This is a genomic window from Pseudomonas sp. PL-6 (genome assembly GCF_054110165.1).
In genome coordinates this window covers 3,929,381-3,943,529 of sequence record NZ_CM134189.1, presented here as the reverse complement: position 1 = coordinate 3,943,529, position 14,149 = coordinate 3,929,381, and the positions used below count along the sequence as shown (strand labels likewise).

At 67.7% G+C, this 14,149-nt stretch carries 14 protein-coding genes; 6 read left to right on the top strand and 8 right to left on the bottom strand.

Going from position 1 to position 14,149, the window contains the following annotated elements; all coding sequences use genetic code 11:
• Positions 1 to 231: 231 nt before the first annotated feature.
• The gene (locus ACW9UL_RS16945) at positions 232 to 1,560 is read right to left on the bottom strand and encodes a glycoside hydrolase 5 family protein (protein ID WP_457787733.1); all 1,329 of its coding nucleotides are present in this window, start codon (positions 1,558 to 1,560) and stop codon (positions 232 to 234) included.
• A gap of 227 nt (positions 1,561 to 1,787) precedes the next feature.
• On the bottom strand, positions 1,788 to 3,311 hold the full coding sequence (locus tag ACW9UL_RS16940) for a fumarate hydratase (protein WP_457787732.1): 1,524 nt from the start codon (positions 3,309 to 3,311) through the stop codon (positions 1,788 to 1,790).
• Between the two features lie 362 nt (positions 3,312 to 3,673).
• On the opposite strand from ACW9UL_RS16940, the gene ACW9UL_RS16935 reads away from it, so the two are divergent.
• The 3 genes from ACW9UL_RS16935 (at position 3,674) to ACW9UL_RS16925 (ending at position 6,608) form a co-directional block, all read left to right on the top strand.
• A complete protein-coding gene (locus ACW9UL_RS16935; RefSeq protein ID WP_397498324.1) occupies positions 3,674 to 4,801 on the top strand; it encodes a GGDEF domain-containing protein in 1,128 nt (375 codons plus the stop codon).
• On the top strand, positions 4,794 to 5,732 hold the full coding sequence (locus ACW9UL_RS16930) for an iron-sulfur-binding ferredoxin reductase (protein ID WP_457787731.1): 939 nt from the start codon (positions 4,794 to 4,796) through the stop codon (positions 5,730 to 5,732). The genes ACW9UL_RS16935 and ACW9UL_RS16930 overlap by 8 nt, the downstream gene beginning before the upstream one ends.
• Positions 5,733 to 5,834: 102 nt before the next feature.
• Positions 5,835 to 6,608 carry an enoyl-CoA hydratase gene (locus ACW9UL_RS16925; protein ID WP_457787730.1) on the top strand — a complete coding sequence of 258 codons (774 nt, stop codon included), beginning with the start codon at positions 5,835 to 5,837 and terminating at the stop codon, positions 6,606 to 6,608.
• Between the two features lie 92 nt (positions 6,609 to 6,700).
• Here ACW9UL_RS16925 and pyk read toward each other — a convergent pair whose 3' ends face one another.
• The 3 genes from pyk to ACW9UL_RS16910 all read right to left on the bottom strand — a co-directional run bounded on the left by pyk (position 6,701) and on the right by ACW9UL_RS16910 (position 10,045).
• Positions 6,701 to 8,152 (bottom strand): pyruvate kinase, encoded by a 1,452-nt coding sequence (pyk, locus tag ACW9UL_RS16920; RefSeq protein WP_021442405.1) that lies wholly within the window; start codon positions 8,150 to 8,152, stop codon positions 6,701 to 6,703.
• A 55-nt stretch (positions 8,153 to 8,207) separates the two neighbouring features.
• Positions 8,208 to 9,131, bottom strand: coding sequence for a universal stress protein (locus tag ACW9UL_RS16915; protein ID WP_397498320.1), 924 nt, complete (start codon positions 9,129 to 9,131; stop codon positions 8,208 to 8,210).
• Positions 9,132 to 9,238: 107 nt separating this feature from the next.
• Positions 9,239 to 10,045: a tetratricopeptide repeat protein gene (locus ACW9UL_RS16910; RefSeq protein WP_457787729.1), complete on the bottom strand. Its 807-nt coding sequence runs from the start codon at positions 10,043 to 10,045 to the stop codon at positions 9,239 to 9,241.
• 151 nt (positions 10,046 to 10,196) lie between these two features.
• Here ACW9UL_RS16910 and ACW9UL_RS16905 point away from each other — a divergent pair, with 151 nt between their 5' ends.
• The 3 genes from ACW9UL_RS16905 (at position 10,197) to ACW9UL_RS16895 (ending at position 11,480) form a co-directional block, all read left to right on the top strand.
• Positions 10,197 to 10,571, top strand: coding sequence for a tetratricopeptide repeat protein (locus ACW9UL_RS16905; RefSeq protein ID WP_021442408.1), 375 nt, complete (start codon positions 10,197 to 10,199; stop codon positions 10,569 to 10,571).
• Between the two features lie 70 nt (positions 10,572 to 10,641).
• Positions 10,642 to 11,064 carry a DUF4124 domain-containing protein gene (locus tag ACW9UL_RS16900; RefSeq protein WP_457787728.1) on the top strand — a complete coding sequence of 141 codons (423 nt, stop codon included), beginning with the start codon at positions 10,642 to 10,644 and terminating at the stop codon, positions 11,062 to 11,064.
• A 59-nt stretch (positions 11,065 to 11,123) separates the two neighbouring features.
• Entirely contained in the window at positions 11,124 to 11,480 is a 357-nt protein-coding gene (locus ACW9UL_RS16895; RefSeq protein WP_021442481.1) for a PilZ domain-containing protein, read from the top strand.
• An 8-nt stretch (positions 11,481 to 11,488) separates the two neighbouring features.
• Here the strand turns inward: ACW9UL_RS16895 and ACW9UL_RS16890 are convergent, their stop codons facing one another.
• From ACW9UL_RS16890 to ACW9UL_RS16880, 3 genes are read right to left on the bottom strand one after another with little or no spacing between them, the layout of a single operon-like run.
• On the bottom strand, positions 11,489 to 12,382 hold the full coding sequence (locus tag ACW9UL_RS16890) for an amino acid ABC transporter substrate-binding protein (protein ID WP_021442480.1): 894 nt from the start codon (positions 12,380 to 12,382) through the stop codon (positions 11,489 to 11,491).
• 10 nt (positions 12,383 to 12,392) lie between these two features.
• A complete protein-coding gene (gene potE, locus ACW9UL_RS16885) occupies positions 12,393 to 13,721 on the bottom strand; it encodes a putrescine-ornithine antiporter (RefSeq protein WP_122108732.1) in 1,329 nt (442 codons plus the stop codon).
• A gap of 54 nt (positions 13,722 to 13,775) precedes the next feature.
• Positions 13,776 to 14,144, bottom strand: a complete 369-nt coding sequence (locus ACW9UL_RS16880; protein WP_122108731.1) for a DUF5064 family protein — start codon at positions 14,142 to 14,144, stop codon at positions 13,776 to 13,778.
• Positions 14,145 to 14,149: the final 5 nt, after the last annotated feature.

Here is a 14,149-nt window from a genome sequence, read left to right as displayed (position 1 = left end):
ATCACTGGTACATCCAGAAGTTCGGATGCTCCGGCACGGCCGGCGCTGCCGGCTTCGGGGCCGGGCGGGTTTGCTGGAAGAGGCGTTTGAGCATGGTCATGGTGGGGATCCCTGAGTGATATGGCTGACAGGGATGCATGATCGGGCACTGCTCGACATTGATGAATTCGATTGTGGCTATGGCATCCATAACATAATGGCTATGGATGCCCGGTTGCCGCCTGCGCGCGTCTAGAGCACCAGCATCTGCAGTTCGCGGGTCACGTTGACGTTGATGCCGCCACCGCTGCTGCGCAGCGTCTGGCTGGTGCCGCGCAGCGGGTTGTGCAAGGTGCCGCTGCCGCTTCGTTGCAGGCGCACCGTACCGGCCTGCTGGGCCCAGAACAGCCAGAGCCAGCGGCCGTCGGCGCGTTGCCAGGCGATGCTGAGCATGCCCGTCGGGGCGTCGGCGAAGGCCGGCGGAGTCAGTGGTGTCAGGCTCGGGCCGGCGATCTGCAGAAAGCGTTTGAGCGCCTGGTAGGCGGGTTTTTCGCTGCCGTCCAGGCGCAGCAGGCCGTAGAAGCGGTCGCGCGGCGTGGCGCGGGCGTCCAGGTCGCTGAGGGTGAAGAGGAACACCTTGTCGAAGTCCATTGCGCTCATCAGCGCCAGGCGCCGCAGCATGTAGTCGGCCTGGCCCTGTTCGCCGATGATCGGCTGCAGCTCCACCGGCCCGGCGTAGCTCGACCAGCCGAACTCGGTGGCCCAGATCGGCCCGCTGCCGAGCAGGCGCAGATGCTGGTTGAGGGTGCCGGCGTTGAGCAGGAAGTCGCCGGCACCGGGCACGTCGCCCTCCGGTTCCTGCGAGTAGGGGTGATAGGCGGTGACCCGGTTCGGCTTGAGGCTGCCGAGGTGCATCAGCGCCTCGAGCATCAGCCCGCCGCGTACCGGCATCTGGCTGTAGTAGGCGTGGCCGCCCATCACCTGGGTGGCCTGCGGACGTACCGCGCCGAGGGCATCGAGGCTGCTTTCCAGCAACTGGCGATAGTGCAGCGGGTCTTCCGCCGGCTGCCAGAACGGCGGGATGTTCTGTTCGTTCCAGACCTGCCAGGCCTGGACCTGCGGATAGCGCCCGGCCAGGTGCGCCAGGCTGCTGGCGAATAGTTGCGGGTTGCTCGGCGGGTACTGGTCGACATTGCTCGCCCCGGCCGGCGCCGAGCTGGCGAAGGCGGGCGAACCGACCAGGTACATCAGGGGGTTGAGCTGCTCCTCGTGCATCACCTGGATCAGCCGGTCGAGCTCGTCCAGCCGCCATTGACCGGGGCTCGGCTCCAGCAGCATCCAGTGCAGGCCGAGGCGCACCCACTGCAGGTTGAGCGCCTTGAGCTTGGCGATCTGCTGGCGATAGGCGCTTTCCGAGAACCAGTGCAGCTGCGCGTTGAGGCCGAGAAAGTCTGCCCAGACCAGCGGCCGCGGCGCTTTCAGCGAGTGCGACGGGGCGGCCAGGGCCAGTTGGCTGCTCAGCAGCAGGGTGGCAAGGCCGGCCAGCAGCGGCCGGCGAAGAAAACTGATGAAACTGGACATGGCGCTCTCCCTGCGGCGGAACTCTGGGAGTTGCAGCATAGGGCTTGGGGTGGCGCGCGAACCGCTCTAGGACGGGGGCGGATGACGAAGGGCGCGAGAAATGCGACTGACGGTTTAGTGGCATTTTGCCAAGCCAAAATACCGTCGCTGCGGATGCGCACTTAGCGCTGGCGGGGCCAGAAACGACAAACCCGGCACGCGGCCGGGTCTGTCGTCGGCGGGGGCGCTTACTTCACTTCCACCGCCAGGCTGTCGGCGATCTTCTTGTTCCAGATCGCCGGGCCGGTGATGTGCACCGACTCACCCTTGGTGTCGACCGCCACGGTCACCGGCATGTCCTTGACGTCGAACTCGTAGATCGCCTCCATGCCCAGTTCGGGGAAGGCCAGCACCTGCGACTTCTTGATCGCCTGAGCGACCAGGTAGGCAGCGCCGCCGACGGCCATCAGGTACACGGCCTTGTTGTCGCGGATCGCATCGATGGCGATCGGGCCGCGCTCGGACTTGCCGATCATACCCAGCAGGCCGGTCTGCTCGAGGATCTGCCGGGTGAACTTGTCCATGCGCGTGGCGGTGGTGGGGCCGGCCGGGCCGACCACTTCGTCACGCACCGGATCGACCGGGCCGACGTAGTAGATGAAGCGGCCCTTGAGGTCCACCGGCAGCTCTTCGCCCTTGTTCAGCATGTCGACCATGCGCTTGTGCGCGGCGTCGCGGCCGGTGAGCATCTTGCCGTTGAGCAGCACGGTCTCGCCCGGCTGCCAGCTCTGCACCTCTTCCGGGGTCAGGGTGTCGAGGTTGACCCGGCGCGCGCTCGGGCCGGCTTCCCAGACGATTTCCGGGTAGGCGGACAGGTCCGGCGCTTCCAGCTCGGCCGGGCCGCTGCCGTCCAGCACGAAGTGGGCGTGACGGGTGGCGGCGCAGTTGGGGATCATGCATACCGGCAAGGACGCGGCATGGGTCGGGTAGTCCATGATCTTGACGTCGAGCACGGTGGTCAGGCCGCCCAGGCCCTGGGCGCCGATGCCCAGCTGGTTGACCTTGTCGAACAGCTCCAGGCGCAGCTCCTCGATGCGGTTCTGCGGGCCGCGGGCCTTCAGCTCGTGGATGTCGATGTGCTCCATTAGCACTTCCTTGGCCATCACCGCGGCCTTCTCGGCGGTACCGCCGATGCCGATGCCGAGCATGCCCGGCGGGCACCAGCCGGCGCCCATGGTCGGCACGGTCTTGAGCACCCAGTCGACGATCGAGTCGGACGGGTTGAGCATGGCCATCTTCGACTTGTTCTCCGAGCCGCCGCCCTTGGCCGCGACGTCCACTTCCACCTTGTCGCCGGGGACGATGGAGTAGTGGATCACCGCCGGGGTGTTGTCCTTGGTGTTCTTGCGGGCACCTGCCGGGTCGGCCAGGATCGAGGCGCGCAGGACGTTCTCCGGCAGGTTGTAGGCGCGGCGCACGCCCTCGTTGATCATGTCGTCGACGCTCATGGTGGCGCCGTCCCAGCGCACGTCCATGCCGACCTTGATGAACACGGTGACGATGCCGGTGTCCTGGCAGATTGGACGGTGGCCGGTGGCGCACATCCGCGAGTTGATCAGGATCTGCGCCATGGAATCCTTGGCGGCCGGCGACTCTTCCTTCAGGTAGGCCTCGTGCATGGCCTGGATGAAGTCGACGGGGTGGTAATAGGAGATGAACTGCAGGGCGTCGGCGACGCTCTGGATCAGGTCGTCCTGCTTGATCACGGTCATGGGGGCGCTCCTCTATCAGGGAACATCTATAAGGAAGCGCCGAATCATGACCCGGCGCAACGGCGAAAAATGGTCGGGAACGGTATTTCACCTCGCCCCGCGACGGTCTGCTCAGGTGGCCGCCAAGCTTGGCGGGCCACAAAAAATGCCGGGAGCAATTTTGACGTCGCTCCGCGACGGCCCCTTGGGTTGCCGCCAGGGTTGGCAGGCAACAAAAAAGGCGCGGCAGTATAGCGCGCCGGTCGCACAGGGCACAGCCGCCGAAGGTCGATGCTGCTAGCTGTGGGCGGTTATCGGCGCGCTAGGCAATTTGTGATCACGGGGGTAGAGTAACGGCCAGATGCCAGTATGGGATGGAGCCCATGAGCCCAACCAGCCACCGGGTAACGCAACGCAGCCTGCAGAGCCTGCTGCTCAAGCGCTTCGCCATGGCCTTCGCCACCTACGCGATGATGGCGCTGGTGTGCTGGTTCGCCGTTCTCGCCGGCCTGTTTCGCGGTTCCCTGGCCACGGCTGTCGGGCTGACCCTGGGCATATTTGCCAGTCAGCTGGTGCTGCTCTGGCTGTTTCTGTCCGGGCGCAACCTGCGTTTCGAAGACCCCAGCCTGACCGAGGTGCAGGTGCTCCTGGCGCTGGCCTGGCAGCCGCTGCTGTTGGCCTTCTTCGACAGCGCGCGTGGCAGCCTGCTGGTGTTCTACGTGCTGATCCTGCTGTTCGGCGTGTTCCAGTTGCCGCCGCGGGTGTTCGCGCGCTGCGCGGCGTTCGCCTTCTTCGGTTTCGCCGGCATGATCCTGATCCAGGCTTACCGCGAGCAGCTCGGCGATCCTAGCCTGGCGCTGCTGCAAGTCGGCGTGCTGTTCATCCTGCTGGTCTGGCTGTGCCTGTTCACCGGCTATGTGCAGGCCATGCGCCAACGCATGCGTCAGCGCCGCTTCGCCCTGCAGGCGCACCAGGACACCCTGCGCGGCATGATGCGCCAGCTCGAGGACCTGGTGGCCACCGACGAGCTGACCGGGCTGTTCAACCGCCGGCATTTCCTCCGTCTGGCCGGCCGCGAGCTGCAGCATCTCGGCGCCGGTCGTCAGCACGGCCTGGCGCTGATCGATCTGGACCACTTCAAGCGCATCAACGACGCCCATGGCCACGCCGCCGGCGACCGCGTGCTGCAGACTTTCGCCGCGGTGGCGCGCGCCTGCCTGCGCGACGGCGACGTCATCGCCCGCTACGGCGGCGAGGAATTCGTCCTGCTGCTGCCCAATACCGATGCCGACCAGTTCACCGCCTGCTGCGAACGCCTGCGCGAAGCCTTCGCCCAGGCTGAACCGGTGGGGATAAAGGTGGATAATCTCAGCCTGTCCGCCGGCATGACCCTGCTCGCCGCCGGCGACGACCTCGAGGAGGCCTTGCAGCGCGCCGACCAGGCGCTGTACCAGGCCAAACGCGGCGGCCGCAATCGCTGCGATGCCAGCTGGGAGAGAGCGGGTGCCTGAATTGCGCGTTGGCGCCAAATTATTGCAGGTGGCCGAACAGGCCAATCTGCTCGATGCCCTGCTGGCCGGCGGCATCAAAGTGCCCTACAGCTGCCGCGCCGGCAGCTGCCACGCCTGCCTGGTGCGCTGCCTGGCCGGCGAACCGCTGGATCTGCAGCCCGAGGCGCTGGCCGCCGACAAGCGCGCCGAGGGCTGGCGCCTGGCCTGCCAGTGTCAGGTCGGCGACGATCTGCAGGTCGAGCCCTTCGACCCGCAACGCGACGGCCTGGCCGCCAGGGTGGTCGGCCTCGACTGGCTGAGCCCCAGCGTGCTGCGCTTGCGCCTGCAACCCGAGCGACGGCTGCGCTACCAGGCCGGCCAGCACCTGCTGCTGTGGAGCGCAGACGGCGTGGCGCGGCCCTATTCCCTGGCCAGCCTGCCGGGCGAGGACGCCTGGCTGGAATTCCATCTCGACTGCCGCCAGCCCGGCGCCTTCTGCGACGCCGCGCGACGCCTGCAGCTCGGTGACGACCTGCGCCTGGGCGAGTTGCGCGGCGGCGCGCTGCACTACGATGCCGATTGGCAGGCGCGGCCGCTCTGGCTGCTGGCCGCCGGTACCGGCCTGGCGCCGCTCTACGGCGTGCTGCGCGAGGCGCTGCGCCAGGAGCATCGCGGCGCCATCCGCCTGCTGCATGCGGCCCATGAGCCGGCCGAGCACTACCTGGCCGGCGAGCTGCAGGCGCTGGCTGCCGAGCATGCGCAGCTGCAGATCGAGCTGGTGACGGCGGCGCAGTTGCCGGCTGCTTTGGCCGAACTGCGGCTTGTTTCGCGGCAGACCCTCGCCTTACTCTGCGGCCATCCCACGACGGTCGACAGCTTCGCGCGGCGCCTCTATATGGCCGGTTTGCCGCGTAGCCAGATGTTCGCCGACCTGTTTTTAACCCGTATGTAGGATGCGCGGGGCCATCCAGGCTGGGCACACTGGCGCCGATCACGGCGGGCCTCCGGTGCGCGGCCCAGACGGGCCCGTGCGCCTACGACCTCGGAGCATCTTATGAGTGAATTCCTGCAAATCGAGCGCGACGGTGCGCTGCTGACCCTGCGCATGCAGCGCCCGGACAAGAAGAACGCGCTGACCCGCGCCATGTACGCCGGCATGGCTGAAATCCTGGACGAGGCAGACCGCGACCGCTCGGTGCGCGCCGTGCTGCTCACCGGCGGCGAGCAGTGCTTCACCAGCGGCAACGACGTCGCCGACTTCATCCAGGCGCCGCCGAGCGGGCTGAACAGCGAGGTGTTCCAGTTCATGCGCGCGCTGTTCGAATTCAGCAAACCGGTGGTGGCGGCGGTGGCGGGGCCGGCGGTGGGCATCGGCACCACCTTGCTGCTGCACTGCGACCTGGTCTACGTCAGCCGCGACGCGCAGCTGAAGATGCCCTTCGTCAACCTCGGCCTGTGCCCGGAGTATGGCTCCAGCCTGATCCTGCCGCGTCTGCTCGGCCACGCCCGCGCCGCCGAACTGCTGCTGCTCGGCGAGAGCTTCAGCGGCGAGCAGGCGGCGGCCTGGGGCATCGCCAACCAGGCGCTGGACGACGGCGCGGCGACCCTGGCCAAGGCACGCGAGATGGCGCTGCGCTTTCTCGACCTGGCGCCCGCGGCGCTGGCCGACAGCAAGCGCCTGATGCGCGCACCGGATCGCGAGCAATTGCGCCGGGTGATCGAGGAGGAGGGCGCACTGTTCGGCCAACGCCTGCGCTCGCCCGAGGCCATCGAGGCGCTGTCGGCCTTTATGCAGCGCAGAAAGCCGGATTTTTCCAGGTTCGCGTAGGGGGTGGCGTCGCGCGCACCGCCGCTAAAGCGCCTCCCACAGAAAAAGCAAAAGGCCGCTCGTTCGAGCGGCCTTTCGCGTTCAGCTGTGCCTTAAACCATCGGATCGCCGACATGCAGGATCTTCATGGTGTTGGTGCCGCCGGTGCCGTGGTAGCTGTCGCCCTTGGTCAGGATCACCCAGTCGCCGGGCTCGACCACGCCGCGCTTGAGCAGCTCGTCCACCGCCGCCTGGCTGACCTTGTTGGCCGGCAGTGCGGCCGGGTCGAAGGGCACGGTGTAGACGCCGCGGAACAGCGCCACGCGGGCCTGCGCCTCGCGGTGCGGGGTGAAGGCGAAGATCGGGATCGACGAGCGGATGCGCGACATGATCAGCGGGCTGTAGCCGCTCTCGGTCAGGCTGATGATGGCCTTGACGCCCGGGAAGTGGTTGGCGGTGTACATGGTGGCCAGGGCCACGCTCTCGTCGCAGCGCTCGAAGGTGCGGCCGATGCGGTGGCTGGACTTCTGGCTGGTCGGGTGCTTTTCCGCGCCGAGGCAGACGCGGGCCATGGCTTCGACCGCTTCTACCGGGTATTCGCCGGCGGCGCTCTCGGCCGACAGCATCACCGCGTCGGTGTAGTCCAGCGCGGCGTTGGCTACGTCGGAGACCTCGGCGCGGGTCGGCATCGGGCTGTGGATCATCGACTCCATCATCTGCGTGGCGGTGATCACCGCTTTGTTCAGGCGGCGGGCGTGGGCGATGATCTTCTTCTGGATGCCGACCAGCTCGGCATCGCCGATCTCCACGGCGAGGTCGCCGCGAGCCACCATCACCGCATCGCTGGCGCGGATCAGGCCGTCCAGCGTCTCGTCGTCGGCCACCGCTTCGGCGCGCTCGATCTTGGCCACCAGCCAGGCCGTGCCGCCGGCCTCGCTGAGCAGGCGGCGGGCATATGCCATGTCGGCGGCGTCGCGCGGGAAGGACACGGCCAGGTAGTCCAGGTCCATTTCGGCGGCCAGCTTGATGTCGACCTTGTCCTTCTCGGTCAGCGCCGGCGCGGTGAGGCCGCCGCCACGGCGGTTGATGCCCTTGTTGTCCGACAGCGGGCCGCCGATCAGCACGCGGCAGTGCAGCTCGTCGGCGCCCTTGAGCTCGACGCGCATGACCACCCGGCCGTCGTCCAGCAGCAGCTCGTCGCCGACGTCGCAGTCCTGGATCAGCGCCGGGTAGTCGATGCCGACCACGTCCTGGGTGCCGGCCGTGCGCGAGTGGCTGGAGGACAGGCGGAACAGGTCGCCTTCCTTGAGCTCGATGCGCTTGTTCTCGAACTTGGCGATGCGGATCTTTGGCCCCTGCAGGTCGCCGAGCAGCGCCACGTGCCGGCCGTGCTTGGCCGCCAGGTCGCGCACCAGCTGGGCGCGGGCCTTGTGGTCGTCGGGCGTGCCGTGGGAGAAGTTCAGGCGGGCCACGTCGAGGCCGGCGAGAATCAGCTGCTCGAGCACTTCCGGCGAGTTGCTGGCCGGGCCCAGGGTGGCGACGATTTTGGTGCGGCGAAAGGTCATGCGCGGACTCCCTAATGGAATGTGCCGGCGAGGCTACTACGGCGATTCGCTGTAGTCATTGTTCCGTTGCACTACGTGACGAATCCGCCTTGAGCACCAGCAGGTCGCACTCCACGGCCTCCAGCACCCGCTCCGCGGTGTGGCCGATCAGGGCGGTGTCGAGTTGACCGCGGGCGATGGCGCCCATCAGCAGCAGGTCGATATTGTGCTCGCGCACGAAACGCGGCAGCACTTCCTCGGTGAAACCCTCCAGCAGGTGGGTGTCGGGCAGGGCGATGGGGTACTGGCCGAGCAGTTGCTCGAAGGCCTCGCGGTGGCTTTTCGCGCTGTCGCGCACATAGTTGTCGTAGTCGGCGACCATCGCCGCGTCGAACACCAGGGTGCGCGGCAGCGGCGCGTGGCAGTGCAGGTAGTGGGCCTGCAGGGCGAAGCGCTGGCTCAGCTCCATGGCCGTGCGGATCAGCTGGTGATCCAGGGCCGCCGGCTTGTCGGCGCTGTGCAGCGGGTCGAGGGCGGCGCACAGGCTGCGCCCCTGCCACTCGGCGTGGTGCACCAGCCACAGCGGCACCGGGCAATGGCGGATCAGCTGCCAGCAGCTGTCGGTCAGCAGCAGGCGGCGTAGCAGGCTGTTGTGCGCGGCGGACTTGAGCACCAGGTCCGGCTGCAGTTCGGCGACCTTGGCCAGCACCTCCTTGTCCAGGCGTTTGCCCCAGCGGATGTCCACCTGCACCTCGAGACCGCCGCTGCGCAGCGGCGCGATGCGTTGCTCCAGCCATTGGCCGTGCTGCTCCAGCAGCGCGGCGCGGCCTTTGGCCTGGATCGCACTGTCGAACAGGCGGCCGTCGAGGCCGGCGTGATAGTCCACCAGCAGCAGGTGCAGTTGCGCCGGGTTGTGCCGGGCCAGCCAGGCGGCGCGTTGCAGCGCCGGCTGGCTGTCGCGGTTGGGGTCGATGACCACCAGCAGTCGTTGCAGTTTCATGGTCTGTACCTCGCGAGGGTGACCCGAGCATTGCAGCGCGCCTTGCCGGCGCCTGCCTTGATATGGGTCAGCTTAGTCCCAGGAGGTGAACGAAGGACGGGCGCCGCTCAGCGCACGGCCGGATTCAGCACCATGTCCAGGTGGCGGGCGGCCTTGGCGTTGAGCTCGCCGTCCGGGTACTGCACCAGCAGGCGGCGCAGGTAGGCGATGGCCTTGGCGCGGTCGGCGTCGGGGTTGTCCGCCGCCATGTGCATCAGCGCCAGCTGGTACAGCGCCTTTTCCTTGATCCCGGCCGGCACGTGCGGGTCGGCCAGGCCCAGCAGGTAGAGCTCCTCGGCCTCGGCGACGCGGCCCTTGAGCACGGCACGGCGCGACAGCAGGGTCATGTCCGGATCGAGGCTGCTCTGGTACAGGTCGAGGTTCTGGCTCGGCTGCCAGTGCGCCAGCAGCTCGCGCGAGGTCTTGTGCAGCGGCTCCTGGCTGCGCTGGCGGATCAGCGTGATGCGTTGCTCGGCCCGGCCGGCGGCCCGGCTGGCGGGGAACTCGTTGAGCACCCGGTAGAAGTAGTTGAGCGCCTTGGCGTCGTCGCGCTGCTCGTTGAAGCGGTTCATGTAGATCAGGCCGATCTGGTACAGGGCGATGGCGCGCACCTCGCCGCTCAGCTGGCGGTCGCGGTAGCCGTCCAGGTACAGGGCCTCGGCCTTGTCGCTGTGGGCGTCGCGGATGGCCATGGCGCTGTAGGTGAGCAGGTCGCCTTCCTCTTCGATGGCGGCGGTCATGCGCTTGGTCTTCAGCGCCTTGTACTCGACCACCTCGTTGGTGGTGACCTGGGCGATAAACAGCGGCGTCGTGGGGGCACAGGCGCTCAGCAGCGCGGCGAGGGCGACGAACGGGATCAGGCGAGTGCGCGGCATGCGGGCTCCTTGGCCGGAGTCGGCCGATGCGCCGCAGTCTAGTCAGCCGCCCGCCCAGCGCCAAGGCAGGCGCGGCACAACCCATCGGAGGTTTGCGGCGGTTCAGTTTTCCCAGCGCCAGTCGATACACTGCTCAGCGGAGGAATTGCCCATGCGAACCCTGATCATCCTGACCCTGGCGCTGGTCGCCACGGGCTGCACCCGTTGGTCGCTCGACCATCACCTGAACAACGCCTATCGCGCCTACGAGGATGGCGACTGCGCCTGCGTCGCCCTGGAGCTGTCGAAGGCCGAACGCAAGAGCCGTTCGCGCGGCTACCTGCAGCCGGAAATCTCGCTGCTGCGCGGCCAGTGCCTGGAGCGCGAGAACCTGTTCGTCGACGCGGCGCAGACCTACCAGTTCATCATCAGCCGCTACCCGACCAGCGAGTACGCCTACCGCGCCCGCGCGCGCCTGCAGACCCTGGAGCAGCTCGGCCACCACAATCCGGCGGAGCCGGCCAAGGCTACGCCGGCGCCATTGTGAGCCGATCATCAGTCATTTGCGCCGGCTGCGCGGCGGTTTAAGCTGGGCCACCTGTTCACGGAGGATCAGCATGCGCAGCCTGCTGCTTGTCGCCCTGTTGCTGCCGGCCCTGGCCGCAGCGGAAATCTATCGCTGGACCGATGCCCAGGGCCGCGTGCATTTCGGCCAGCGTCCGGGCGCCGGCGCCGAGCCGGTGGAGGTCAAGCCCCAGGTGGTCGAACGCGACGAGCACACCCGCGAGCGCGAGGCGCGCAGCCAGCGCTTCTTCGATGCCCGCCGCGAGGAGCAGCAGCAGGCTGCCGCCGCCGCGGCCGAACAGCGCGAGGCGCGCGTCGCCGAGTGCCGCGACCTGCGCCGGCGCCTGGCGCAGATTCCGGAAGGCTTCAGCTACTACCGCACGGACGCCGACGGCGAGCGCATTTATTACAGTGATGAAGAGACCGACACCGCTCGTCGCCAGCTGCGCACGCGCATCGCCGAGCGCTGTGGCTGAGGCTGGTTAAGCGGCGGCTTCGGGGCCATACTCAAAGCCCCTTGTAGCGATTCGCCAGCATGCGCAGCCAACGTCGAATCGAACGCCATCAGTTGCCCTATTACCTGAAGGTGTTCAACCGCATCACCGACAAGCCGATGGGCTCCATCGGCAATGTCTCACTGGACGGCCTGATGCTGATCAGCCAGCTGCCGATGCTGGTGGGTGCGCGCTTCGACATGCGTCTGAAGATCCCCGGCCAGCACGGCCAGCACTTCGTCGACTTCTCCGCCACCTGCCAGTGGTGCCGCGAGGACGTCACCCCCGGCAGCTACGACTCCGGCTTCGCCCTGGTGGCGCCGCCGGCCGACTACGTCGAGATGGTCGACGCCCTGCGCTACTACTTCAGTTTCCACAGCCTGGCCGCCTCGGCCTGAGCGCGGGCTCAGGGCCGCGAGTTGAGCCGCAACATCAGCCGACTCTGCTCGCTGAGTTCGCCGAAGAACCGGCGGTAGAGCGCCTCGCCATCGCTGGAGCGGTTCAGCCGGCTGAGTGCGGTATCCACCAGCAGGCGGAAGTCTTCGTCGTCTCGGGCCAGCGGCATGGCCACCGCTTCCACTTCGAACAGGCGCTCCGGCACCCACAGCTGTGCGCCTTGCGGATGCTGGGCCTGGTAGTTGAGCAGCACCAGGCGGTCGGCGAAGAAGGCGTCGACCCGGCGGCTGACGACCTGCTCGACCCCCTCCCGATTGCTGTCGACCTCGACCAGCTCGGATTGCAGGCCGAGCTGGCGAATGCGCGTACGCGCCCAGTCGACGCTGATCGTGCCCTTGAGCACGGCGAAGCGGTGGCGGCTCAGCCCGCGGTTGATGGTGGCGCGCCAGGTCGGGCCACTGTGCGCCGCCTCGCCCTTGAGTGGCAGCAGCAGCGTCGCCGGTGCGTCCTGACGCACCACCACGCCCAGGCCGGCGGTGAAGATCGGCAGCGAGAAGCTTACCTGGCGGCGCCGCTCCAGGCTCTCCACCACGGGCGCGCAGAGGATATCGACGCGCCCGGCGGCCACCGCGTCGAGCATGTCCGTGGTGGTCAGCGGTTGATAGCGCAGGCGTAGCGCGGGCATCGCCAGTTGCTCCTGCACCTGACTGGCGACGCGGCGGCACAGCTCGATGGCATAGCCGTCGGCCTGCTGGGCGTCGCCGTCGGAGAAGGGCGGGTTGCCGGGCACGAAGCCCAGCACCAGCTGGCCGCTGTCGTGGATGCGCTCCAGGGTGGCGGCGCTGGCGATGGCCGGCAACCAGGCACAGAGCAGTAGCAGCCGGACCAGGTAGGGAATAGACATGCCGAGTCTCCTAGGGCCGGCCAAGGCTGTCGAGGGCGCCGACGAAGCGCTTGGCGATGGCGCCGAACAGCAGGTAGCCGACCACCATCACCAGCGCCGCGCCGAACACCGCATCCAGGCCCGAGGCGTACAGGGCGTAGAAGCAGTAGAGCATGGCCACCAGCAGGATCAGGCTGTTGCGGCGAAATACCTGGGGTGTCACCTGGGCCTTGTGCATGATCACCAGCAGGCCGGTCAGCGAGGTGACGTAGGGGATGATGTTGGTCACCGCGGCCAGGCCTACCAGCTTGTTGAACTGGGCGCTGGCGTTGGGCGAGATGGTCGACAGGGCGATCAGGCTTTGCAGCACGCCGCAGAACAGCAGGCCCAGCAGCGGCGCATCGCGCGAGCTGACCCGAGTGAAGAGTTTGGGGAACATGCCCTGTTCGGCGGTGACCTTGGCCGTCTGCGCCAGGGTGAACTGCCAGCCGAGCAGGGAGCCGAGGCAGGCCATCACCGCCAGGGCCATGATGACGTTGCCGACGCCGTCGTTGAACATCCGCGCGTAGACCAGGGCGAAGGGGGCGCTGGAGTTGGCCAGTTCCGGGTTGGGGACTATGCCCTGGATCACGCTGGTCGACAGCACGTAGACCACGGCGGCGCCGAGGGTGCCGAGCAGGCAGGCCAGCGGTACGTTGCGCTTGGGATTGTCCACCGCGTCGGAGTTCTGCGCCGCCGACTCCATGCCGAGAAAGGCCCAGAGCGTCAGCGGGATGCTCTGTGCGATGGCGTCGCCCACTTTCAGGTCGTTGGGATTCCAGGCCTCGATGAACAGGCTGGGCTGGAACCAGAACCAGCCGATCAGGCCGAGCCCGGCCACCGGGATGATCACCCCCCAGACGGTCACCGCGCCGAGGCGTCCGGTGAGGCTGGGGCCGCCGAGGTTGGCCAGGATGGTCAGCCAGATCAGGCCGATGGTGCCGAGCACCAGGGCGCCGGCGCTGCTGCCCAGCCAGGGGAAGAAGGGCGTGAGGTAACCGACCGCGGAAATGCCGATGGCCACGTTGCCGATCACCAGCGACAGGAAGTACAGGTAGGAGCAGAGGAAGAACGCGGACTTGCCGTGGGCTTCCTCGCTATAGGCCGACATGCCGCCGGGACGCGGGCAGTAGATGCCGCACTGGGCGAAGCCGTAGGCGATGGCCATGGAGCCGACCGCCGTGACCACCCAGGACAGCAGCGATACCGCGCCGAGCTGGGCCATGCTCGAGGGCAGCATGATGATGCCGGAGCCCATCATGTTGACCGCCACCAGGGTGGTCAGGCCGATCAGGCCCATCTTCTTGCTGGCGTCGGCCATGTTCCGGTCCTCGCGCTGCGCGTGGGTGGGGGGAAACGAGCGCTGGTTAAAGGGTCAGAATCCGTCCTTGTCCAGGTGGTCGAAGTCCACCGGGTCACCGGGGTTGACGTTGAGCTTCTTGCGGATGTCCGCGAACATCGCGTCGTACTCGCCATGGCTGCGCATGATCGGGCTGGCATTGGGCGGCAGCCCCAGCTTCACCGCGGCCTTGGCCAGGCGGCTGGCGAAGTTGAAGGCGGTGTCGCGGTGCATGTCGAACTCCTCGGCAACGCTTTGGCCGGCGACCTGGCCGGACAGCCTGAAGTGCAGCAGCACGCCCTCTTTGGGGTCGTGGCGCACCTCGTAGTAGACGTCGATATCGTAATCGGGGACGCCCGGCATGCCGGGTTGTTTCTTGCGGTTGAGGTGGCCGGGTTCGAACATGATGG

Coding starts and splice junctions, on each gene's coding strand:
- ACW9UL_RS16945 (WP_457787733.1), bottom strand. CDS start 1,560: ATGTCCAGTTTCATCAGTTTTCTTCGCCGGCCGCTGCTGGCCGGCCTT.
- ACW9UL_RS16940 (WP_457787732.1), bottom strand. CDS start 3,311: ATGACCGTGATCAAGCAGGACGACCTGATCCAGAGCGTCGCCGACGCC.
- ACW9UL_RS16935 (WP_397498324.1), top strand. CDS start 3,674: ATGAGCCCAACCAGCCACCGGGTAACGCAACGCAGCCTGCAGAGCCTG.
- ACW9UL_RS16925 (WP_457787730.1), top strand. CDS start 5,835: ATGAGTGAATTCCTGCAAATCGAGCGCGACGGTGCGCTGCTGACCCTG.
- pyk (WP_021442405.1), bottom strand. CDS start 8,152: ATGACCTTTCGCCGCACCAAAATCGTCGCCACCCTGGGCCCGGCCAGC.
- ACW9UL_RS16915 (WP_397498320.1), bottom strand. CDS start 9,131: ATGAAACTGCAACGACTGCTGGTGGTCATCGACCCCAACCGCGACAGC.
- ACW9UL_RS16910 (WP_457787729.1), bottom strand. CDS start 10,045: ATGCCGCGCACTCGCCTGATCCCGTTCGTCGCCCTCGCCGCGCTGCTG.
- ACW9UL_RS16905 (WP_021442408.1), top strand. CDS start 10,197: ATGCGAACCCTGATCATCCTGACCCTGGCGCTGGTCGCCACGGGCTGC.
- ACW9UL_RS16900 (WP_457787728.1), top strand. CDS start 10,642: ATGCGCAGCCTGCTGCTTGTCGCCCTGTTGCTGCCGGCCCTGGCCGCA.
- ACW9UL_RS16895 (WP_021442481.1), top strand. CDS start 11,124: ATGCGCAGCCAACGTCGAATCGAACGCCATCAGTTGCCCTATTACCTG.
- ACW9UL_RS16890 (WP_021442480.1), bottom strand. CDS start 12,382: ATGTCTATTCCCTACCTGGTCCGGCTGCTACTGCTCTGTGCCTGGTTG.
- potE (WP_122108732.1), bottom strand. CDS start 13,721: ATGGCCGACGCCAGCAAGAAGATGGGCCTGATCGGCCTGACCACCCTG.
- ACW9UL_RS16880 (WP_122108731.1), bottom strand. CDS start 14,144: ATGTTCGAACCCGGCCACCTCAACCGCAAGAAACAACCCGGCATGCCG.